Below are 20703 nucleotides of genomic sequence, written 5' to 3'. Positions count from 1 at the left end.
GGCGCGAAGGTGGGGGCAAAAGGCTTGCGACGTGACAATCAGTGCATTGCCGGACTCCCGACCGCCTGCCTAAGCTGACGCACGTCGCGGACGGGCGGTGCGCCGAACTGCCGAAGATATTCTCGACTGAATTGCGAGGCGCTTTCGTAACCTACTGCGAAGGCTACATCTGAAGCGGTTCGCTCACCGGAGAGCAGCAGTTGTCGCGCCTCCTGCAAGCGGATTTGCTTCTGATACTGGATCGGGCTGAGCCCGGTGAGCGCGACGAAGTGGCGATGCAGGCTGGCACGGCTCATGCCGCTTGCTTCGCACAAGGCCTCGATCCGCAGCCGCGTGTTGTGGTTTTCGCGGATCCATTCGACCGCACGCCGGATCCGGCCAAGCGCTCCCTCGGGCCGGGCGATATGGCGCAACAGGCGCCCCTGAGGTCCCTGCAAGAGACGATAGAGCAACTCGCGTTCAACCATTGGGGCCAGGACTGGGACGTCGCTCGGCGTGTCGAGCAGCGCAAGAAGGCGCAGCAACGTGTCGCGAAGCGGGGGCGTCATTGGGTTGATCGCGATACCGCTGCCCGGCGCATCGGCGTCGCGTATCAGCGGCATGGTGGACGCAATCTGCGCAAGCAGTGCAGGATCGAGGACGAGTGAGACTGCGACATACGGCCGGCCGTGGCCTGCATCATGGATCTGGCCGCTCAGCGGCAAGTCCAGAGCGCTGACGAGATATTGCTCAGCATCGTAGCGGAGCAGATTGTCGTGGATCGTCACGTCCTTCGAGCCTTGCAGGATGAAGCAGATCATCGAGCGGTAGAGGCAGGGCGACGTGCCGGAGGTCGTCTGACCGACGCCGATCTCGAGGCGGGGGATCGGCGTCACGGTCATCCCCGATCGCGCGTGACGCAGGGCGAGGTCGAGATGTGGCTGAAGATGGTCGGTCATGCCCCCTATATGGCATCGTTTGTTCTCCAAGGCAAAGCTCTTGAGACAATTGGGCAACAAGTTGAGAGTATCGGGCGAGCGTACGACGCGTGCGGGATCTATCTGGCTGGTATCGGACTGGCACCGCAGCGGCGGCGCCTCCGGCTGGATCATCTCGACGAAGGGCCGCCCATGACCGACACGAGCCTCACCCTCATCAGCCACCCGCTCTGCCCGTTCGTCCAACGCGCCGCGATCACCCTTCTGGAAAAGGGGGTCCCGTTCGAACGGATCAACGTCGATCTGTCAGCCAAGCCTGACTGGTTCCTGGCGCTGTCGCCGACCGGCAAGGTGCCGGTGCTCAAGTTGCGCCAGCCCGACGGAGAGGATGCGGTCCTCTTCGAGAGCATGGTGATCTGCGAATATCTGAACGAAACGCAGGACGGTGCCTCGATGTACCCACAGGATCCGCTCGCCCGCGCCCGGCACCGCGCATGGATCGAGTTCTCGACCCAGACCCTGACAGACGGCTGGCAGTTCCTCCACGCCGTCGACGCTCCGACCGCCGACGCCCGGCGCACCGCGTTCCGCGACAAGCTGCATAAGTTGGAGGTGGAGCTGGGCGTAGGGCCGTATTTCGCCGGTACCGATTTCGGCATGGTCGATGCGGTCTATGCCCCGCTCTTCCGCTATTTCGGGATCATCAATCCGGCGGTGTCGCAGGCGGTCTTCGAGGGCCTGCCGCGCGTCTCAGCGTGGCGCGCAGCCCTGGCGGCGCGGCCGAGCGTCCAAGACGCCGTGGTGCCCGACTATGCCGACCGCTTCCGCAACCATCTGCGCCAGAACGGGGCGCTCGCCGCCGCCTGACGCCTGTCGCCTGTCGCCAGGTGCGGGACCGCGCCTGGCTATTCTTTTCCGACAGAGGACAAAACCTATGACCGACATCGCACCGGCGGCATCAACGGCCAGTTCCAGGACCGAGAGCCGTTCGACACCGCCGTCGCCAATTCCAGGACAGTCCTCGCAGAAGCCCGCCACCGCGACGACATGGACGTAATCCACGTCTCTCTTCGGTTCGAGCCGACGTTCAAGGTGCTGGGCGAGGGCAAGTACAGCCTGCGCAAGCTGATACCCGTCTACGGCTCGTTTCTCGGCGAGCAGGCCGATTTCTTTCCCGGTTTCGAACCGCAGGACGGCGAATTTGTCGTAGGCGAGCGTCCCGGCGGCAGCAGCGCCTTCGCCGGGACGACGCTCGACAGCTACCTGCGCAACAACCGCATTTTCGACACCTACGTGACGGGCTTCGCGCTCAGGCAGTGCGTGGAGTCGACGGTGCGCAACGCGCATGACCTCGGCTACCACACCAACGTCATTTGCGACGCGTCGGCGGCTTTCACCAGCGACCAGCAGATCGCGTTCCTGAGCGACATCGCGCCGTTCTACGCCAACGCGATCACCACGCAGGATTTCCTGACGCACGCGTGACGCCCCTCATGCCCGGCACCACGACGGCAGTGCCGGCGATCGCGAGAGCGGGAGCTGGTTGACCGACGAGATCGCGCGCTAGCTCCGGACGGGGCATGCGCCCGGTCGCGGCGCGCCAGCGGATCGATGGCGGAGGTCGTGAGCCTGCCGCTGAGTAAGCTGACGCCGGGGATCTGTGCGCGATCGCGGTTTACCGCCGTTCGGTGCCGCCAAGGTTCTCCGACGCCGGCGCCAGGATCGACCCCACGCGGCCCGCACTCGCCGCCTCGACGCTCTACAGCCCGCCACCGGCCGAGGCACGAGGCGGGATCTAGGGGCCTGCGGCTCTACGAGGGCGCCTGTGCGAGCAGCCACGGCTGGAACGGCGAGGTTATCCAGACCACATCCCTCCGCAGCGCGGGGACGGTCAACTACCCGGAGGCCACCAACCTCATCCAGGTGATCCTGCGCGGCTCGAGGATCCAGGCGTTCGAAGGGCAGCTGGCGATGCCGGCATTCGGCGCGTCCTAAACCGATACCGGGGTGGCGAGATCCCAACCGCGTGTTCGCGCACTTCGGCAACAAGCGGCCGAGCGTCACGCCGGCCAAGATCGCGAAAGCGCGCAATGCCAGTCCGTGGCGTCACTCACCGCGTTGCAGTCACATCTCTGAAGTGGCACTGACGGCCTCACTGTCGCGCCCGCCGTCTACCCGACATCAGCGAACCGACCGACATGACGCAGCGTGGACGAACGCGTCGCGTCTTGGCCACTCACGAGCAGCGCCTGCCCCGTCGTCGACCGGAAAGATGAGACGATCGGGCAAGAAGTTGAGCGTATCCGGCGTGCTGACAGTCTGCGCGGCGCCTATTTACCGGATACCCGACGGGCTTGGCCGCGACCATGGCCGGCCCTGTGGGTCGTAGCAAAGATATCAATCACAAGGACGATATACATGACGCGGCTCAATAGAAAGCGCACCCTCATCACGGGCGGCACAACGGGGATCGGCCTCGAAGCCGCCAAACAATTCCTGAACGAGGGCGCGCGCGTCATCGTGACGGGCAACAACCCTGATACAATCGCGCAGGCCAAGTCGGTCCTCGGCTCCGAGGTTCCCGTCATCAAGGCCGACAGCGCGAGCGTCCAAGAGCAGCAGGCGCTTGCCGCCGCGGTGAAGGAGCGTTACGGCCAGTTGGACGTCGCCTTCCTCAACGCCGGCATCTCGATCTGGCAGCCGATCGAATCGTGGAATCCGGAGGTATTCGATCGGATCTTCGCGATCAATGTGAAGGGGCCGTACTTCCTGATTCAGGCGCTGCTGCCCGTCTTCGCCAATCCGGCGTCGGTCGTACTCAACACCTCGATCAGCGCGCATGTCGGCGCCGCCACCTCGTCGGTCTATGGGGCGACCAAGGCGGCCTTCCTCAACCTGTCGAAGACGCTGTCCGCCGAACTCCTGCAGCGCGGTATCCGGTTCAACGCGGTCAGCCCGGGCCCGATAGACACGCCCCTCTACGATAAGCTCGGCGTTCCCGATGCTTATCGCGAGCAGATCAACAAGGACATCATCGCAGGGATCCCGGCCGGTCGTTTCGGCAGCGCAGCGGAAGTCGCCAAGGCGGTTGTCTATCTCGCGTCCGACGACTCGGCATGGACGGTCGGCAGCGAGATCGTGGTCGACGGCGGGCGCATGCTGAACATGTGAACGAGCCGGTTGCACCTGCAACCGGCCAAGCCCAGCACCGGCGGGACAGCAGCGATCCTGCCGACCCCGGTGCCGGGAGCTTTCCAAATTGCCGTAAGTCTTCGCCCTACGAAGCTATCTTAAACTTTGCGATACGCGATAATTGCGGCCGAACACGGGGACTTTCGCCAGTCTCTCAGGTTAATGGCGTGCCGCAATCAACCAACTCTGATCCTCTAAGATAGATCGGATTTGGCCTGTTCGAGCAAGACTCATTCGAGCTTGCCCGTCGATTCTTCAAGAAGAGCCCAAGCCTCTTCGCCAAAGTTCCTCCGCCACTTTTTATAGAAGCCGAACTTTGTCAAGGTTTCGCGGAATGGCGCAGGGTCAACGTCGTTGAAGACGAGGCCTTTAGCTGCGAGATCACCCCTCAGCGCCAAGTTCTGCTTCGCGACCTCCTCACGTTCAACCATGGCGTTCTTGTTGACGATAGTCGCGACCTTGTCCCGGATATCTGCCGGAACGCTCTGCCAAGCACGACGATTGATCAGCCACCACCAGCCATCCCACATATGATTTGTGAGCGAACAATATTTCTGAACTTCGTACAATTTGGCGGCGGCGATGATGGCTGGTGGGTTTTCCTGTCCGTCCACCACCTTAGTCTGAAGCGCTGAGTATACTTCGGCGAAATTGATCCCCGTCGGCGACGCGCCGAGCGCTTCGAAAAGCGAGGTCCACAGCGCGCTCACAGGAACTCGCATCTTTAGCCCGTGCAGATCCGCCGGCGTGACAATCGGTCGGACGCTGTTCGTGATCTGGCGGAAGCCGTTGTCCCAAATCTTCTCCATTACGTCCAGGCCCGATTTGTTGATCTGGCCGCGCAGATGCTCACCAAGCTTGCCGTCGAGTGCGTTCCACAGGGTCGGATAGTCTTTCCAGGCAAATCCAACGCCGTAAATGGCCGAGGACGGTATAAGCATCGATAAGATATTCACACCGGAGAGCGCGAAAAACTCCAGAGCACCGGAACGCAATTGCGAAAACATATCCGTATCGCCGCCGAGCTGATTGCTCGCGAAGACTTGCAATTCGAACCGGCCATCCGTCGCTTGCTTGATCTCGTCGGCTGCTTTGCGCGCATACACATTCAGCGGGTGCGTATCCGGCACATTGGTGCCGAGCTTGAACGTGAATTCGGCGGCCCTTGCGTATCGAAGCGGCACGGCTGCGGCGATCGTGGCCGATGCTCCGAGAATAGCGAAGCTTCGGCGAGAAATCGATTGCATAACTTTCCTCCCAACAATTGTGTTTTCTGAACAAGTCGCTCTGATCAACTGTGTGGAACCTCTTTACCGGGACCGAACATCAGGCCGGCGGATTGAAATCCGCCATCGACATTCAATGTATGGCCATGCACGTATCGCGCCTCGTCCGAGCAGAGAAAAACGGCGGCATCGGCGATTTCTTCCGGCGTGCCATACCTTGTCATCGGGATGAGATAATTGTACGCCGCGCGTGTCGCTTGATCGTGCGCGAACTTGGCCATTTCGGTTTCGATTGCGCCCGGCGCTATTGCATTTACGTTGATGTTGTACGGCGCCAATTCAACGGCCATTACCTTTGTCAGCAGCTCGAGACCGGCCTTCGCCGAGCCATAGGCCGCGCGGCCGTTGCCTCCTCGTTGTCCCGAGAGCGACGCGATGTTCACGATCTTTCCACCGCCACCTTTCACCATCTGACGTGCAGCTGCCTGCGCCACAAGGAATGCCCCAGTGAGATTGATGGAAATGATGCGATTCCAATCCTCGAGCTTGGTGTCGAGAAACGGCGTATTGCCGCCGACACCGGCGTTATTCATGAGGATGTCCACGCGACCGAAAGTCTTAAGGGTCTCCTCCATCATCGCATTCACCGACGCCTGATCGGCGACGTCGACCCCCACGCCGAGAGAACGCACTTCTACCGAAGTGATCAATTGCGCAGCGGCTTTCGCGCCCTCCACGTTGACGTCAGCGATGACGACGGTCGCACCTTCACGCGCGTAGGCTTGCGCAACGCACAGCCCAATGCCTCGGGCGCCGCCGGTGACGATGGCGACTTTATCTTTGAGCCTCATGTATTCGCTCCCTGTTCGACTAAGAATTGCCCTTGTATGCACCGCCGGACTTCGCTCTCACGAAGAAGTCGGCCGCTCCGACCTGCCCACCCTTGAGCGCGATCTCGAGACCATCGCGATCGGCGCGTCGTGCATGCGCCTTGCAAAGCGGTGCGCCTGGCGCCAACGGCGCGATCGCCGTAAGCGCATCGATGCCCAGGAGCGAGGCCGCCCGTCCCGACGTGTCCCCCCCGGAAATGATTACGCGTGACAGGCGTACGTCGAGAAGCAGGCGGTCGAGAATCGTTCCGAGCCCTTCGCCGACACGCTCATTCATCTTCTCGATTGATGCGCCCGCCGTTTGAACGGCGGATCTAAACCCGGCAACGGCCGGATCGTCTGGCCCAGCAGCGCTATGGATCAGGACATCACGTCCCGTGCTTAGATGGTGGATTGCCGCCGACGTGGTGCGTTCAATTTCACCTAACCAGGCCCTCTCATCGACCGCACATGCGGTATCTATCGGAATAGTCGCAAAACCAGCGGCGCGCGCACACTCGATCTGCGTGGCAGTAACCGGGGAGACTGATCCGGAAACGCACGCGATGCGGTCCACCGGTTTGGCGGCAGGGACGGTGGGAGTCGATGGAATAAGATTGGCATGCCGCCAATAGGCCGCCAGAGCTGCCTCGACGCCCTGAGACCCGACACAGAATCGGTGCGGCATTCCGTGCTCCCACACCAGGCGTCCGGCGGCAATCAGAGTCTCGTCGTCAAGCACGTCAAGGGAGACGATTTCCGCCCCTGCCTGTATTTCCGCCGCCAATCGTGCGTCGGCGTGGCCTCGCTTCATCGCAACGAAATCCACCAAACCGACCGTCCTGCTAGTTTGTTTGGCAAGGTGGCGAGCTAGGTCGGCCTCATTCATGGGGGTGACCGGATGCCGCGACATGACGGGATGACGGTCCAACCGATAGATCGCCCCATGCGCGGCGGCGAACAGATTGCCAAGCGTTTGATAGCGCCCCATGTTCGGATCGGCGACAATCATCGGTGTCCAACCAGAGAAGCGCGCTTTCGCGATATCGATCGCGCGGCCGATGGAGCCGATCTCTGGCGACGAGTCGAAAGTCGAGCAAACCTTGTAATGGATGATGGGTGCGCCTGTCGCGGCCAGCAACTCGAAGATCTGCGGCAAGGTTTCGTCCATCCAATGCGGGGATTGAGCCCGCGCGATCCCCGCCACGCCAATAACGCGGTAACCGGTGAAAGCGGCGAGACGCTCCGGCGTCGGCGGCGTCAAGAACAGAACGGTCTCAATGCCGGCGAACGCTGCCGCCTCCATCGACGCCGACGAGCCCGTGAAGTCGTCACCGTAATATGCGATGAGCGGACCTGAAGGCAGTGGGCGGGGCGACGTCACGCAGCCATCTCCAGAGCGTGGCGCAAATTTGGGCGGGTACGTGCGAAATCGTCGAGCGGGACGCCCGCCACAGCGGCTTGCCACGCTTGCTGCATAGCCTCGACTCCCGCGGCGGCACCCTTGGGATGAGCCAGTATGCCGCCTCCTGCGGTCACGATGAGGTCGGTCGAGCCGAGCCCTTGATAGGTCGCTGGCGCGGATCGTGGCGCTTGCGCAGAAGAGAAGACTGGCATGACGACGCAAGGCTTTTCGGCGAACATCGGCGCGAGGCAGGCCCGGGCCGAAGCGAGGCAGCTTGAGTCCTCCTCCGCGAATTTGTTGCCAATACCGTTGACGTGCATGTGATCCGCGCCGGCAAGTCGCCAAATCTTTTGCCAGGCGATGTAGGACCATCCGAGCATTGGATGACGCGAGAGATAGCCCCACCCGTTCCGGTGCGCGTGGATGGGCAATTGTCCGAAACGCGCCAGTTCGATCATCCCGACGAGGCCAACGGAGTTGAGGCTTGCCATCATGCAAGTCGCGCCATGCCTCAAAAGCGTGTCATGGCGCCGGCGCATCTGATCGAGATCCCCGGTCAAGTTGAAAGCGAACATGACCTTCTTTCCGCTGCGCTGAGCATGGGTATCAATCACGCGCATGACTTTCTCGACGCGCAGGTGGAACGGGCACGCTGGTCCGTCGGACTGCAGTTCGTCATCCTTGATGAAGTCGATACCGGCAGAGCAGAGCTCGTTGACGAGGGAGGCCGTCTCGTCCGGCCCAAGTCCTACGCTCGGCTTGATGATCGTGCCGATGATCGGTCGCGCTTCCACGCCGGCAAGGCGGCGGGTACCCTGCACGCCGAACTGCGGCCCGGGATAAGCAGCGGCGAATGCATCCGGCAAGCGGATGTCTAGAAGACGAAGGCCCGTTACAGAGCCGAGTTCGAAAAGATTGCCGGCAATGGTCGCCAGCAGGTTCGGAAGCGACGGGCCAAGCGTGTCTAAAGGCCAGGACAGGGTGATAAAGGCGCGCTTGAACCGCGCTTCCGACTCGACCTTGACTCGGGTCGGCAGCGACGGCCCCTCCACAGCGTGGTCGAGGATTTCCAGCCGCGTGACCTGCGCTGCCACCCTCTCCTTGAGCTCCGGCGTTTCGCCCGGGATCGCGACGAATGTGCCACTCGATTGCTCGCCCGCCATGAATTCGGCGACGCGCTGGACCTCCCCGTGCGTTTCCAGGAGGTAGTCAACTTCGATGCGGGTGCTGACCATGTCTTATGAAACTCCAGCGGATCGTCGCGTCGCACGGCAGATCTCCGCGAGCCGTGAACGAGGGCGAGGCGAGGTCGGCCAATTCAACGTGAGACGCCTATCTTCAGCCTGCATTACAGGAATCCTATCGATATCCACGGAATGGCGATCACAAAAGCCAGGCCGACCAACATGGCGACGATGTAGCCTCCGATCGGCTTGATACCTGCATCCGGATGGATCTGACTTATTGCGCATGCCGAATAGTAGCCAACGCCGAAAGGTGGCGCGAAAAGGCCGATGCCCATGGAGAGAATCACAACCATCGCGTAGTGAACCTCATGGACGCCGACCTGCCGCGCGATCGGAAACATCAAAGGTCCGAACAGCACAATTGCTGGAATTCCTTCGAGGACGGAGCCGAGCACGATGAACGCGATCGCCGACACAATTAGGAACGTCGGTGCACCGCCTGGCAGACTCTTGAACGTTGCCGCCAGCGTTGCCGAAAATCCGGACTGCGTCAGCGCCCACGCCATGCCGGTAGCTGCGCCGATGATGAGGAGGATGGCGCCGGATAGCGCAGCTGTCGTAACCAACATCGGGTACATGCGCGCCAGCGGAAACTGCCTATAGAACAGCAAACCGATTATGACGGCATAGAAGATGCCTATGGTCGATACTTCCGTCGCTGTCGCTACGCCTTCCACCACTGCCGCGCGGATGACAAAGGGTAGCGCAAGAGCCGGAAGGGCAAAGCCTAGCGATCGTAAGATCTCTTTGCGAGCCGGCCGCGTTACGGCGCTGAGATCTTCGCGCCGATAACGCCACCAGACGAGCAAACAGAGCATGACACCAAGCACCGCTCCGGGAAGCATTCCGCCCGTAAAGAGCGCGGATATGGATACGCCGGTAACAGAACCGATCGTAATCAGCACAATTGAGGGCGGGATCGTTTCGGTCTGTGCGCCTGTCGCGGACAAGAGAGCAACAAGTTCACCGTCCTTTGCGCCGCGCGATCGCATTTCAGGGAAGAGCACAGGCGCAACAGCTGCCATGTCTGCAGCTTTGGAACCTGAGATTCCCGACATGAGATACATCGCGCCGACGAGCACATAAGACAAGCCACCGCGTACGTGTCCGAGCAGATTGGCCAGAAAGCCGACCATTGCCCGCGCCATGCCTGTCATCTCGATCAGCAGGCCAAGAAAGACAAACAAGGGAACAGCCAGAAGGATCAGATGGCTCATCCCCTCGTCCATCCGACCAATAACCACAAGGGTCGGAAGCCGCGTCGTGAGCGCGATGTATCCAAACGTCGCAAGCCCAAATGCAAATGCGATTGGCACACCAGCCAATACGAGAGCGCCAACAAGCCCGACGAAGAACAGGAGAAGATTGTAGTTCCCCAACTTCGGAAGCGTCCCGCTAGAGCTATAAAATGCGCCCGCCACCAGAGCGACAACTAAGATCGCAACCATACTGGCCATACGGCTCGGCGAGCGGAGCATGGAGATAACTCCAGTGATCAGCATCAGACCGAGGCCAACTGGCAGCGCGCTGGCGCGCCAGGCGCTCGAAATCTGGAGCGCCGGCGTCGTGATTACGATTTCCTCATGCGCGAACTCGAGCGCCGGTCCCAGCGTCATTAGGATGAAGGCAAGACTCGCTGCGAGCGCAACACTTTCGAACAGTGGCCATAGCTGTGGGCCGCTCAGCGACACCACTGCGGTCATGCGCATATGGCTGCCGTTGCGAAATGCGACTGCAGCACCAAGCATAGCCAGCCAGAGAAAGAGAAAGGACCCTAATTCGTCGGTCCAGAGGATCGGACTATGGAACACATAACGACTGACCACACCCGCAAACAGAACGACGATTTCCGCCGCGACCAACAAGGCGGCACACGCCTCAACGCTTGCTCCGATGGCGCGATCGACGAGCATTAAACCGTTGCTTAGGCCTGCCCGGCTATCGAAAGTGCCTGTGATGGAGCCTTGCGGAACGGCGCTCATGACGCCCCCCTTTGGCCTAAGCTGCAATGCAGCAGCATGTTCGCTCCCTGTCTCATTTTGCTCGTTGGACTGAACACTAATTGCGAATGGCCGCCGCGGGGATCGGAAAAGTGCGCAGGAACGTGTGAGAAAAACTCACGACCAAGAGACTTGCCTGCCTGCGAGCTCTTGGGCTCGCCTGAGAAGATCAACGGCGCTTCAAAGCTGTTCGCCGTTGAATGCCTGTCGACACGGCGGCATGAGCGAACTTGAGGAAGCCGACTGACGGACGACCAAGGTCGTGCTCTCTCGGGCCACAAGACCGCACAGGCTTATCGCGGCTGTGCCAATGAAGCGATGATGCGAGCGTTGGTCGGCGGAGGGATCTTTCTGGAGGCCCACCAAAATAGTAGGTCCGCCTGTTTTCTCTCCGGAGAGCAGCCTAACTCGCAACGCTGGGTCTCGATGGTCCGCCAAAAAGCGCCGTTTGCGCGACCCTCACCGCCAAGGCGATCGGCGAGTAGATTCAAATCGGGAAGATGAAACCACCAGTACCGACATTCAATTCGCCTTGCGATCTAACCATCGGTTTTCGGCTTTCGTGGCCGAAGTCAAGCATCTGGAGCTGATAAAGCATTTTTGGCCTTCTTGGGCCGAAACCCACCATTCGAGCTACAGCCGAAAACTGGCGGTTCGCCCCTAGCTAGCTTAGGGCAATATTGCCGACCGACCGGTACCGGTTGCGGCGCTCCAACACCTCGCGAATCAAGGGCAGACGATCGTTGCCAAAATACATATCGGTTCTGTCAATGAAGATTGTTGGCGATCCGAATCCCCCGCGCGCGATTACCTCGTCAGTGTTTGATCTAAGCTGGTTCTTGACTGCCGCTTCGTTGACGCCTCGGAAAAACTCTCCAGGATCGACACTCACCTTCTTGCAGATGTCCGTCAGCACAGAATCCTGGGAGATGTCTTTGTCCTCACCCCAATAGGCTTCGAACACGGCAGTTGCGAACGGGACCATCCCGTCGCTGCCGAGCCAGACGCAGCCCCGCATCGCCCTTACGCTGTTCACCGGAAAGACCGTCGGTGGCATCCTGATCACAAGATCGGCCGAACGAGCCCAATCGGCGAGATCTTTCAGCATGTACTGCGCTTTCGGCGCAATCGGATTTTGGCGCGAGGCATAAATGCTCGGATTGACCGCATTGAAGATGCCGCCAGCCAGCACAGGCCGCCACGAAAGCGGCTCGTCAAACTCCATCGCCAATTTTTGAATGTTGTGGAAGGCGAGGTAGGTCCACGGACTTGAGCAGTCGAAGAAAAACTCGATCATCGATCGTTACACTCTCCATCTCTCCGGTACGCGATGCTGCGAGCCAGCATCTCCATTTTCAATCGCCAGAGGCCTCCATCACCATTCATTCAGCGACGACCCTGGATGCGCCGAACATGATTCGCTCTGCTTCGTCGGAAAACGGCTCCTTCACGAATTTGCCGACCGCAAGGCCGGCTTGCACCTGCGGCCGTTCGCGAACTTCCGCATACCAGCGCTTGACGTTCGGATAGTCCTCGAGTGTGAAACCCTGCGCTTTATGAGTCATCGTCCACGGGAAGCAGGCCATGTCGGCTATCGTGTATTCGTCGCCAGCAACAAAGCGCCCGGTCTTGCCCAATTGAACGTCAAGCACACCATATAGTCGCGTCGCCTCACGCTGATAGCGGTCAATCGCATACGGGATCTTCTCCGGCGCATAGAGACGAAAATGACCGTGCTGACCAAGCATCGGTCCAAGACCGCCCATCTGCCACATCACCCATTGTAAAACCCGGCTACGACCACGCACATCCACTGGCAGAAAGCGTCCCGTCTTCTCGGCCAGGTAGATCAGGATGGCACCCGTCTCGAATACAGAGATAGGCTCGCCGCGGTCGGCCGGCGCGCGATCAACGATCGCTGGAATGCGATTGTTCGGGCTGATAGCGAGAAACTCTGGCCTGAACTGTTCACCGGCGCGAATATCGATTGGGACGACGCTATACGTTAGCCCGAGTTCCTCCAGCAGAATCGAGATCTTCCAACCATTGGGGGTTGGCGCGTAGTGCAAGTCAATCATTGGGACCTTCCTAGGGAGCGACTCGTTCGAGCCCTGCTGTAGTTTCCCTAGTTCTGTTCGAGCCGGGCAACGGACCCGGCTTGACGAACGCGTTCACCACGTTGCTCAGGAGCTGCGAGACGTTGTTCTCGAAGCCGTTGATAGGAAGGGCGCTTCCGAATGCGATGGATCCGGTTGCAAACACCGCACCGTTATTCGGCGCCTCGAAGTACACCATATCGGCCCTCAGCATGTAGTTGTGCGTCCCGCTGAAACCCTGATGCGCGTGCGCACCCTCCTCGTCATGGGCGATGTAGTTGTCGGGGTGACCACCCGAGGATGCGATGATCTTGGTGTTGGGTGGCGTGCCGAACCCCAGCTTGTAGCAGTCGATCTCGATGCCCGCCGCTCCACCATTGCCGAGGCCGAAATCACCAATGATCTCGCCCTCGATCCCCTCGGTGATCCAGGCCAGCGCCGGATCGTAGCTGTCGGGCATCCGCCGGTAAGGCTGGCTATGGGCGAACCCCTCGCCCGCAAACGTGTTACCGACCAGCTTCTGCCCCCAGCGCTGAAAGCCGGTCCAGATTCCACCCATCTGGCCCGTCGTGGCGAGGTAGTATTCGCCCGGCCGTGCCGCCCAGGCGATCCAGTGTCCACCTGTCTTGCGGCACTCCATGATCCACGGTTCGTCATCGCGAAACGCCACATTGCAGCAGAAGCTGTTCGCGCCCATGCAGATAAAGCGCCCACCGCTGGCGATGTAATCCTCGTGCGCGTTGAGCATGCGCTCGGAATGATATTCCGGATGCGTGGAATTCAGAATGCATGCGTAGGGCGCCATCGCTGCGACGCCCTCCAGATGTACATCTTCGTCGGTCAGTACGTCGTAGTCGTACCCCTTGTGCTCAAGCCACGCCAGGATCGAGAGGTCTGCCGGAAAATTCCACGGCAAGTCGAATGCGGCGATCCGGTATTTCGGCCGCATGTTCACCATCGGGCGACGGTAGCTCGTGTAGCAGACGCCAGCGCCATCCGCATGCGTGTCGTAGCAGCCCGCACCGAACTCCGGATTTTCGTAGATTTCGATATCGACCTCAGAGATCGTCGGCGGCTGGCCCGCCATTGGCTGCACGATCTGGCCGTCTGTCGCGAAGCGCTCATTGGCATAGGCCAGATAGGTCGCGGTGGAAAACAACAGAGCAATTCGTGCCGTCGGCACGCGGGGCCGGACGAAGAAAACGATGTACTCCTCCGCAAGACCCTTGCCGTCGCCGCCGCGGACCCTCATCGCGTAGGCGCCGCTGCGCAGGGTCTCGGGCAGCTCGAGCGTCTTTGTGACCCTCCAGTTGCTGTCGATCATCGCGTCGGCATGGAACTCGATGCCGCCGTATTGATGCGGGGCTAGCCGGAAGCAGTCGTTGCGGCCGTTCCAGTTGTAGCCGGTCTGCGCACGCACCGGCCTGTTATAGCCCTTCGCATCGAGCCGGTTTGGTCCGATGTCGACTACGACATCGCCGATCCCGCAATCGCTATACCCTTTCGTGGTGTCCCAATATGCGACCATGCCGTCCGATGAGGGTTGCCCGCCCGAGCGGATCGCGTCGAGCTCCTCGCGGCCCAAAGGGCGATCGAACACACCGCAACGATCGATCTTGCCGCAGTAGAGCTGCGACACGAAATGTCCGCGCAGCGCGTGCCAATCGCGCGAACCCGCCACGAGGAATGGCGTATCAGGCAGGTTGTTCTGCCTGAACCGAAACATCTCCGACACATGCGAGCGGTACTCGACCGGCGCGACTTTGCTGAGAAGGCCGTTGTAGCGGTTCACGACTCCCTCCTGGTAGAGGGTGGCGCGACCGCTCCGCGCGTCGAATGTGGCCGCGACGAAATACCAGGCCTGCTTCTGCAGCGGCAGCTCAGCCTGGAGATAGTCGATCTCGTTTCCGCAACCGACCCAGAACTCCAGCCTGCCGCTTGGATTGATGCCAAGACCATAGCCGTGATTCCTGTCGTTGTCCCAGCGGCCCAGGAGGCACTGCCGATGCCCGACATCGGGCCATGTCGGCCAGATGAATGCGCAGAGCGTGATGCTGCCGTCGAGCGCGAGCTTGCGATTGGGGTCGGTCACCTCGAGGAAGGCACCAACCTGCGTGAACTGCTTCTCGACCTGCCAAGTGCCGTTGGCGACGCAGTCGATTTCTTCCTCGATGAATCCCGGACCATGGGGATGCTCGTCGCCATGGATCAGGCGCACGAGATGGGCTTCAGCCGTCGACGTGCCATCGGCACTGACATGAAATTGGATGGTGTCGCCCGGCTTCACCGAGATCTTGTCTGCGTAGCCGAATATCTTGATCTGCGCCATGGTGCGGAGTTTCCCATCGAGAAGCCGGACAAGGTGCCCTGCCCGGTCGGCGTGTTGCTCTAGGTTTCGAGAAGGTCGCGGATGCAGCGCAGGAACAGGCCGTGACAGGCATCGTTCGCCGATGTGTAGATGGCATCATCGACCACGCGCGGGGGAACTCCCCGGCGTCCTGACAGCCTGACGACCTGATACCGCCGGAACGGGTCGACGGCCCTGACCGCATATCTTTGCTCGAGCGGGCGTTGACGGAAATAGATCAAAAGTCGCTCGAGCCTTTCGCTGTGCTGTCCCAAAGGCGACCGCCGGTGCTCTTCGATGACCTCGGGGGTGACCAGCGTTCGCAGAAACTCACGGCGGAAGCCGTCGAAACGATCCCGGACGATGATGTCGCGGTCCTCGGACCTGTCGTATTCAAGAGGCAGCATCCTCAGCTCTCCATGTGCAAATGTTCGACGTGACCATGGCCCGGCACGTACCGAAGCGAGCTTCCCTGACCGATCCATCAGGCCCACTGCTTTTCCTCATTGACCCAGGCGAACCCGGGCAACCTGGCGGCGCCGGCGAATGCCTCCACGACATTCGCCAGCACACGGGCTGCGCTGTTCCTGAAATTGTTCACCGGCAGGGACTGCGCGAACGCGACCGAGCCGCACGCGAACACGGCGCCGCCATGGGGGGCGGTGAAGTAGGTCATGTCGGCATGAACACGCCAGTCATATGACCCATAGAGACCAAGGTAGGAATAGAGGACGAGTTGCTGGTTCACGACGTAGCTGTCGGTGTGGCCGCCCGACGATGCGATCACCCTGGTGTGCGGCGGGGTGCCCAAAGCGCGATCGTAATAGTCGAGCGCCAGCCCCGCGGCGCCATCATTGACAAGACCGGCGTTACCGATGATCTCGCCATCGACGCCCTTGGTGATCCAGGACACGGTGCGGTGATAGCTGTCCGGCATCCTCCGGTATGGTTCGCTTCGTCCCCCGCCCGAGCTGCTCAGGCCTACGCCAACCAGCTTCTGAGTCGCCCGTCCGAGCACCTTCCAGGGACCACCACGCATCCCGTCCGTTGCCATGTAGTGCTCGCCGTAGCGGGACACCCATGGCTTGTACCCATCGTCGCGACGCCGACACTCCATGATCCATGGCTCGCCGTCACGGATTCCGGCCGTGGCGTTGAATCCGTTGCCGCCTGCATAGATGTAGCGGCCGCCGGCCGCGATGTAATCCTCGGTCGCATCCAGCATTCGCTCGGTGTAGTACTCCGGGCGCGAGCCGCTGATAACGCAGGCGTACGGCGACAACGCCTCCGACCCGTCGCGATGCAGGTCCTCGTCGGTCAGGACCTCGTACTCGAAGTCGCTCTGGTCCAGCCATGCGATGATGGATAGATCCGCAGCCAATCCCGAAGCCACATCGAGGCTCGGCATCCTGTATCTCGGCCGCATGTTCATGATCGGACGGTGATAGGAGCTGTAGCACACGCCGCTGCCGTCGGCGTGCATGTCGTAAGTCGACAGTCCGCAATCGGCTCGCATATACATCTCGATGTCGATGTCGGACAGCACGGCCGGCTGACCCGTCAAGGCCTCACGCTCCGGGTGATCGAAGCTCAAGCGCTCGTTCGCAAAGGCAAGATAGGTGAGCGTCGGAAACAGAAATGCAATACGCGCCCGCGGCCTTTCCGGCCGCACGAAGAAGACGACATGCTCCTCGCTCACGCTCTTTCCCCAGCCGGATCGCAGCCTCATGGCATAACAGCCACTCTTGAGACCGCGCGGCAGGGCAACGATCTTTGTCGCCTTCCAGTTGCAGTCCGTCAGCGCATCGGCATGAAACTCGATCCCGCCGAATTCGTGCGGAGCCAGGCGGAAGCAGTCGGTGAAGCCGTCCCAGTTCCAGCCGGTCTGGCCGCGGACAGGCCGATTGTATCCTCGGGCATTCAGCTTGTGCCGACCAACGTCGACCACGAGATCGCCGATGCCGCGGTCGGTGTATCCAGCGCTCGTATCCCAGTACGCGACCAGGCTGTCCATCGCGGGGACGAGCCCGCTCCTGATCGTGTCGAGCTCGGCCGGCTGTAGAGCCTGGTCAAATGCGCCACACCGGTCGATCTTACCCCAATAGAGCTCCGACACGCACGCCCGCTGTTGCGCGTCGCGGCTAAGCGAGCCTGCCATCAGGAACGGAGTTGAGGCCAGGTTGCCGGGCTTGCTCCGGAAGATCGCAGACGTGCGAGACTCGTAATCCACCAGCGCGACCTTGCCCAACAGGCCGTTGTACCTGTTGCCGACCCCGATCTGGTGCAAGGTCGCATTCCGGGTCTCGGCATCGAAGGTCGCGGCCACGAAATACCACATCTGTACTTGCAGCGGCGCGTTGGCGGTCAGGCGCTCGATCTCTTCGCCGCATCCGATCCAGAACTGCAGACAGCCCTTCTCGTCGATGCCGATCCCGTAACCCTGCTTTCTGTCGTCGTCCCATCGGCCGACAATAGTTTGGCGTTTTCCGGACGCGGGCCATGTCGGGTGGATGAAGGCGAACAGGGTGAAGCTGCTTGCGAAGGCCAACCGGCCCTCGGAGTCTTCGACCTCTAGGAACGATCCTACCTGAGTGAATTGCGGCTCGACCCGCCACCTGCCGTTTGCGGTGCACGCCACCTCTTCTTCGACGAAGCCTGGCCCTGCCGGGTTCTGATCGCCGTGGATCAGGCGCACCAATTGCGCCTCAGCCGTATCCGTCCCCTCGGCGCTGACATGAAACTGAATGGTCTCGCCCGGCTTGACCGAGATCCTGTCCGTATATCCAAAAAGTCTGACCGGTGTCACCACCAACTCCCTCGTTTACGAGCACAATGTCCGCCGCGCAGATCGGACACGCTCCATCCGTGATCAGGACTCCAGCAGATCCTGCACGCGCCGCATGAAGACGCCATGGCAGGCCCCATCGGGCGTTGCGTAGATCCTGTCCTCCACCACACGCGGCGCTACGCCGCGATGTCCGGATAGAGCGACGATGCGATAGCCCTCGAAGCGTTCCACGGCCATGATGGCGTACTTCTCCACCTGAGGACGGGTGCGGAAGTAGATCAGCAGCCGTTCGAGCGCCTCACTGTGCTGCCCGTTGAGTGAGTGGCGATGTTCCTCGATGATCTCCGGCGACACCAGCGTCTTGAGATGGTCGCGGGTCATCTTGTCGTGGCGCCGCTGGTAGATGACGCTCTTGTCGTCGGTCTCGGTCGCCTCCTCGGGCAGCATCTCGCCGCCCTTCTCCGCCCGCGTCGATCGCCGCTCGCTCTTCTTCTTGTCGCGCCAGGCACGGAACTGCGCCTTGATGCCGAACAGCCCGTTGCGCAGGTAGAGCACGACCAGGAGCATGATGAGCCCGATGATCATGAAGCGAGCCGGTCCCCACGTATTCAGCACCTGGTCGAAGAACACGACGATGAGGGTTCCGACCACCGCGCCTTCCGCACGTCCAACGCCGCCGATCACCAGCATGGCGAGCCCGAGCAGCACGGTATCGAAGTTGAAGATCGAGAACGCCACGCCGCCGAAATTCGAAGTGTAGAATCCGCCGATGAAGCCCAGCGCCGCCGACGAGATAAGGAACACCCAGACGCGCGCCTGACGAAAGTTGACCCCTGTCGCCTCGGCGAAGGCCTCGCGCTTTTCGGGCGCCATGCGAAGGATTCGTCCGAGACGGCGGCCGTTGACGAACCGGTAGAGCAGCAAAGCCAGCAGCATCAGGCCGAAACAGGCGTAATACGCCAGGAGCAGCTGGCCCAATTGCGACCAGTCTTCCGGGATATAGGTCCTGGCGCCGTACAGGCCGCCATTCGCCGACCCGAACTCCTTCGACGTCACGAAGTAGACCCGGCAGAGCTCGTTGAGCCCGAGGGTGAGAAGCGCATAGTAGAATCCGTCGAGCCGCGTGGCCGGTAGCGCAATGATCCCGCCGAAGACGAGCCCCACCAACGCGCCGATCGGCGGCAACAACCACCAGGGCAATGCGAACTTGACCGCCAGCAATGCCGTGACGAACGCAGCCGTCCCGACGACGGCATAGGTCGCGAGCGAGAAGACGCCCGCAGTGCCCATGATCAGCATCCAGCACAGACTGATGGCGGAATAGATGCCGAAGGTGGCTCCCGCCGTCAGTAGCGTGTTCTGCAGATCGCCGGGCGTGAACAGAGGAGCGATCGCCAGCGCAAGAAGCCCCAACATCCACCAGATCGGCCGCTTGTCGACGATCGTCTTCTCCGCCCGCAAGGTCTTGGGGTTGTATTCCCCGCGGAGGCGGAGCACGCGGCGGCGCGTCGGCCAGTAGCGAGGACGATTCCACATCGTTCCACCGTGACCCGGCCATTTGTAGTAGTAGCGCAGACGGCCGACGGGATTCAGCTTCGTCGCCGATTGACGAGTTCTTTCCCAGACCTCCTGATGGCTGTGGAACGGAATCGTCGGGAGCTCTTCGACATCGCTCTTCCCGCCCCAGACGAAGAGCGGATTGCGCCATTTGTGATCGCCAGCAATGGACATGAATCAGGCCTCCCTCGCCTTGTCGAGCAGTCCGGCGATGCCGCGCGGGCGGACCAAGAGGATGACGATGATCACGACGAACTGGGTGATGAGAACGTAGCGTCCGCCGATCGATATGCCCGTCAGCGCCTCGTTGAGGCCGAGCACGATCGCAGCGATGACGGCGCCGCGCACACTGCCGAGCCCGCCGCAAAGCGCAATGCTGACACCCTTGATCATCGGCATCAATCCGCCGAACGGCGAGATATAGTAGGTCTGGGAGAGGAGAACGGCCGCGAGGCCCGCCAACCCGCCGGTGATGCCCATGACGTAGAACGAGGTTCGCCGAACGCCGATGCCGACGATCGATGCCGCATGCGGATTCATCATCATGGCACGGATTTCGAGGCCACGGCGGCTCGACTGCATCCACCTCAGAACGACCGTCAATATCAGAACGGATGTCACCACGTTCCCGACCTTGTCCGCCGTGAAGACAACCCCCGGCAAGGACACCGACCAGTTGCCGAAGATATCCGGCAGGCTCTTCGAGCGCGGGCCGAACCACCAGAGCAGGAATTGCGTGCCGATCAGATTGATCGCGAGTGTCGCAATCAAACCCCGAATGGTGAAGTTGGGCTTGTCGTGGATCGGTATGAACCCGATCGCACAGATGATCACTCCCCCGAGCGCGCCTGCGAGGATACCCGCGGCCAGCACTGCAGGCCCCGATGTGGAGACATGCTGGGCAAACAGCCAGGCGCCATAGCCCGCGAGTGCGAATATGAAGCCGTAAGCGAGGTTGAGCAGACCGAGGCTCGACCACGTGATCGAAATTCCGATCGCAAGCGTGCCGTATATGCACGCAAGGACGATGGTGTTGCTGACGATGAACCAGATATCCAC

The 20703-nt window shown here is 61.2% G+C and carries 16 protein-coding genes; 3 read left to right on the top strand and 13 right to left on the bottom strand.

Annotated elements, in window-relative coordinates; genetic code table 11:
* Positions 1-38: 38 nt before the first annotated feature.
* Positions 39-938, bottom strand: a complete 900-nt coding sequence (locus E4K64_RS00440) for an AraC family transcriptional regulator (protein WP_135161667.1) — start codon at positions 936-938, stop codon at positions 39-41.
* A gap of 171 nt (positions 939-1109) precedes the next feature.
* On the opposite strand from E4K64_RS00440, the gene E4K64_RS00435 reads away from it, so the two are divergent.
* The 3 genes from E4K64_RS00435 (at position 1110) to E4K64_RS00425 (ending at position 4088) form a co-directional block, all read left to right on the top strand.
* A complete protein-coding gene (locus E4K64_RS00435; protein WP_135162049.1) occupies positions 1110-1784 on the top strand; it encodes a glutathione S-transferase family protein in 675 nt (224 codons plus the stop codon).
* A 3-nt stretch (positions 1785-1787) separates the two neighbouring features.
* Positions 1788-2402 carry a cysteine hydrolase family protein gene (locus E4K64_RS00430; RefSeq protein WP_135161666.1) on the top strand — a complete coding sequence of 205 codons (615 nt, stop codon included), beginning with the start codon at positions 1788-1790 and terminating at the stop codon, positions 2400-2402.
* Between the two features lie 933 nt (positions 2403-3335).
* Positions 3336-4088: an SDR family oxidoreductase gene (locus E4K64_RS00425; RefSeq protein ID WP_135162048.1), complete on the top strand. Its 753-nt coding sequence runs from the start codon at positions 3336-3338 to the stop codon at positions 4086-4088.
* Between the two features lie 251 nt (positions 4089-4339).
* Here the strand turns inward: E4K64_RS00425 and E4K64_RS00420 are convergent, their stop codons facing one another.
* The 12 genes from E4K64_RS00420 to E4K64_RS00365 form a co-directional block, all read right to left on the bottom strand.
* Complete coding sequence (locus E4K64_RS00420; RefSeq protein ID WP_135161665.1) at positions 4340-5356, bottom strand: TRAP transporter substrate-binding protein; 1017 nt, start codon at positions 5354-5356, stop codon at positions 4340-4342.
* A gap of 44 nt (positions 5357-5400) precedes the next feature.
* A complete protein-coding gene (locus E4K64_RS00415) occupies positions 5401-6186 on the bottom strand; it encodes an SDR family NAD(P)-dependent oxidoreductase (RefSeq protein WP_135161664.1) in 786 nt (261 codons plus the stop codon).
* Positions 6187-6205: 19 nt separating this feature from the next.
* On the bottom strand, positions 6206-7588 hold the full coding sequence (locus E4K64_RS00410; RefSeq protein WP_135161663.1) for a four-carbon acid sugar kinase family protein: 1383 nt from the start codon (positions 7586-7588) through the stop codon (positions 6206-6208).
* Positions 7585-8844: a ribulose-bisphosphate carboxylase large subunit family protein gene (locus E4K64_RS00405; protein WP_135161662.1), complete on the bottom strand. Its 1260-nt coding sequence runs from the start codon at positions 8842-8844 to the stop codon at positions 7585-7587. Before E4K64_RS00405 ends, E4K64_RS00410 begins: the two co-directional genes overlap by 4 nt.
* A gap of 113 nt (positions 8845-8957) precedes the next feature.
* Entirely contained in the window at positions 8958-10838 is a 1881-nt protein-coding gene (locus E4K64_RS00400) for a TRAP transporter large permease (protein WP_135161661.1), read from the bottom strand.
* Positions 10839-11520: 682 nt separating this feature from the next.
* Positions 11521-12153, bottom strand: coding sequence for a 2-hydroxychromene-2-carboxylate isomerase (locus E4K64_RS00395; protein WP_135161660.1), 633 nt, complete (start codon positions 12151-12153; stop codon positions 11521-11523).
* A gap of 85 nt (positions 12154-12238) precedes the next feature.
* Complete coding sequence (locus E4K64_RS00390) at positions 12239-12934, bottom strand: glutathione binding-like protein (protein WP_135161659.1); 696 nt, start codon at positions 12932-12934, stop codon at positions 12239-12241.
* Between the two features lie 10 nt (positions 12935-12944).
* Positions 12945-15281, bottom strand: a complete 2337-nt coding sequence (locus tag E4K64_RS00385) for a N,N-dimethylformamidase beta subunit family domain-containing protein (RefSeq protein WP_135161658.1) — start codon at positions 15279-15281, stop codon at positions 12945-12947.
* Between the two features lie 59 nt (positions 15282-15340).
* A complete protein-coding gene (locus tag E4K64_RS00380; RefSeq protein ID WP_135161657.1) occupies positions 15341-15706 on the bottom strand; it encodes a N,N-dimethylformamidase alpha subunit family protein in 366 nt (121 codons plus the stop codon).
* Positions 15707-15783: 77 nt separating this feature from the next.
* Positions 15784-18105, bottom strand: coding sequence for a N,N-dimethylformamidase beta subunit family domain-containing protein (locus E4K64_RS00375; RefSeq protein WP_135161656.1), 2322 nt, complete (start codon positions 18103-18105; stop codon positions 15784-15786).
* Positions 18106-18168: 63 nt separating this feature from the next.
* Positions 18169-19818: a branched-chain amino acid ABC transporter permease gene (locus E4K64_RS00370; RefSeq protein WP_135161655.1), complete on the bottom strand. Its 1650-nt coding sequence runs from the start codon at positions 19816-19818 to the stop codon at positions 18169-18171.
* 3 nt (positions 19819-19821) lie between these two features.
* Complete coding sequence (locus E4K64_RS00365; protein ID WP_135161654.1) at positions 19822-20703, bottom strand: branched-chain amino acid ABC transporter permease; 882 nt, start codon at positions 20701-20703, stop codon at positions 19822-19824.

This window comes from Bradyrhizobium frederickii, assembly GCF_004570865.1.
GTDB lineage: Bacteria > Pseudomonadota > Alphaproteobacteria > Rhizobiales > Xanthobacteraceae > Bradyrhizobium > Bradyrhizobium frederickii.
The sequence above is the reverse complement of the archived record's forward strand: the minus strand, read 5'-3'. Positions and strand labels throughout refer to the sequence as shown.

Bases quoted from the DNA above. Each gene is read 5' to 3' on its own strand.
- E4K64_RS00390 (WP_135161659.1), bottom strand. From the start codon at position 12,934: ATGATTGACTTGCACTACGCGCCAACCCCCAATGGTTGGAAGATCTCG.
- E4K64_RS00385 (WP_135161658.1), bottom strand. From the start codon at position 15,281: ATGGCGCAGATCAAGATATTCGGCTACGCAGACAAGATCTCGGTGAAG.
- E4K64_RS00435 (WP_135162049.1), top strand. From the start codon at position 1,110: ATGACCGACACGAGCCTCACCCTCATCAGCCACCCGCTCTGCCCGTTC.
- E4K64_RS00405 (WP_135161662.1), bottom strand. From the start codon at position 8,844: ATGGTCAGCACCCGCATCGAAGTTGACTACCTCCTGGAAACGCACGGG.
- E4K64_RS00400 (WP_135161661.1), bottom strand. From the start codon at position 10,838: ATGAGCGCCGTTCCGCAAGGCTCCATCACAGGCACTTTCGATAGCCGG.
- E4K64_RS00370 (WP_135161655.1), bottom strand. From the start codon at position 19,818: ATGTCCATTGCTGGCGATCACAAATGGCGCAATCCGCTCTTCGTCTGG.
- E4K64_RS00420 (WP_135161665.1), bottom strand. From the start codon at position 5,356: ATGCAATCGATTTCTCGCCGAAGCTTCGCTATTCTCGGAGCATCGGCC.
- E4K64_RS00440 (WP_135161667.1), bottom strand. From the start codon at position 938: ATGACCGACCATCTTCAGCCACATCTCGACCTCGCCCTGCGTCACGCG.
- E4K64_RS00415 (WP_135161664.1), bottom strand. From the start codon at position 6,186: ATGAGGCTCAAAGATAAAGTCGCCATCGTCACCGGCGGCGCCCGAGGC.
- E4K64_RS00395 (WP_135161660.1), bottom strand. From the start codon at position 12,153: ATGATCGAGTTTTTCTTCGACTGCTCAAGTCCGTGGACCTACCTCGCC.
- E4K64_RS00425 (WP_135162048.1), top strand. From the start codon at position 3,336: ATGACGCGGCTCAATAGAAAGCGCACCCTCATCACGGGCGGCACAACG.
- E4K64_RS00380 (WP_135161657.1), bottom strand. From the start codon at position 15,706: ATGCTGCCTCTTGAATACGACAGGTCCGAGGACCGCGACATCATCGTC.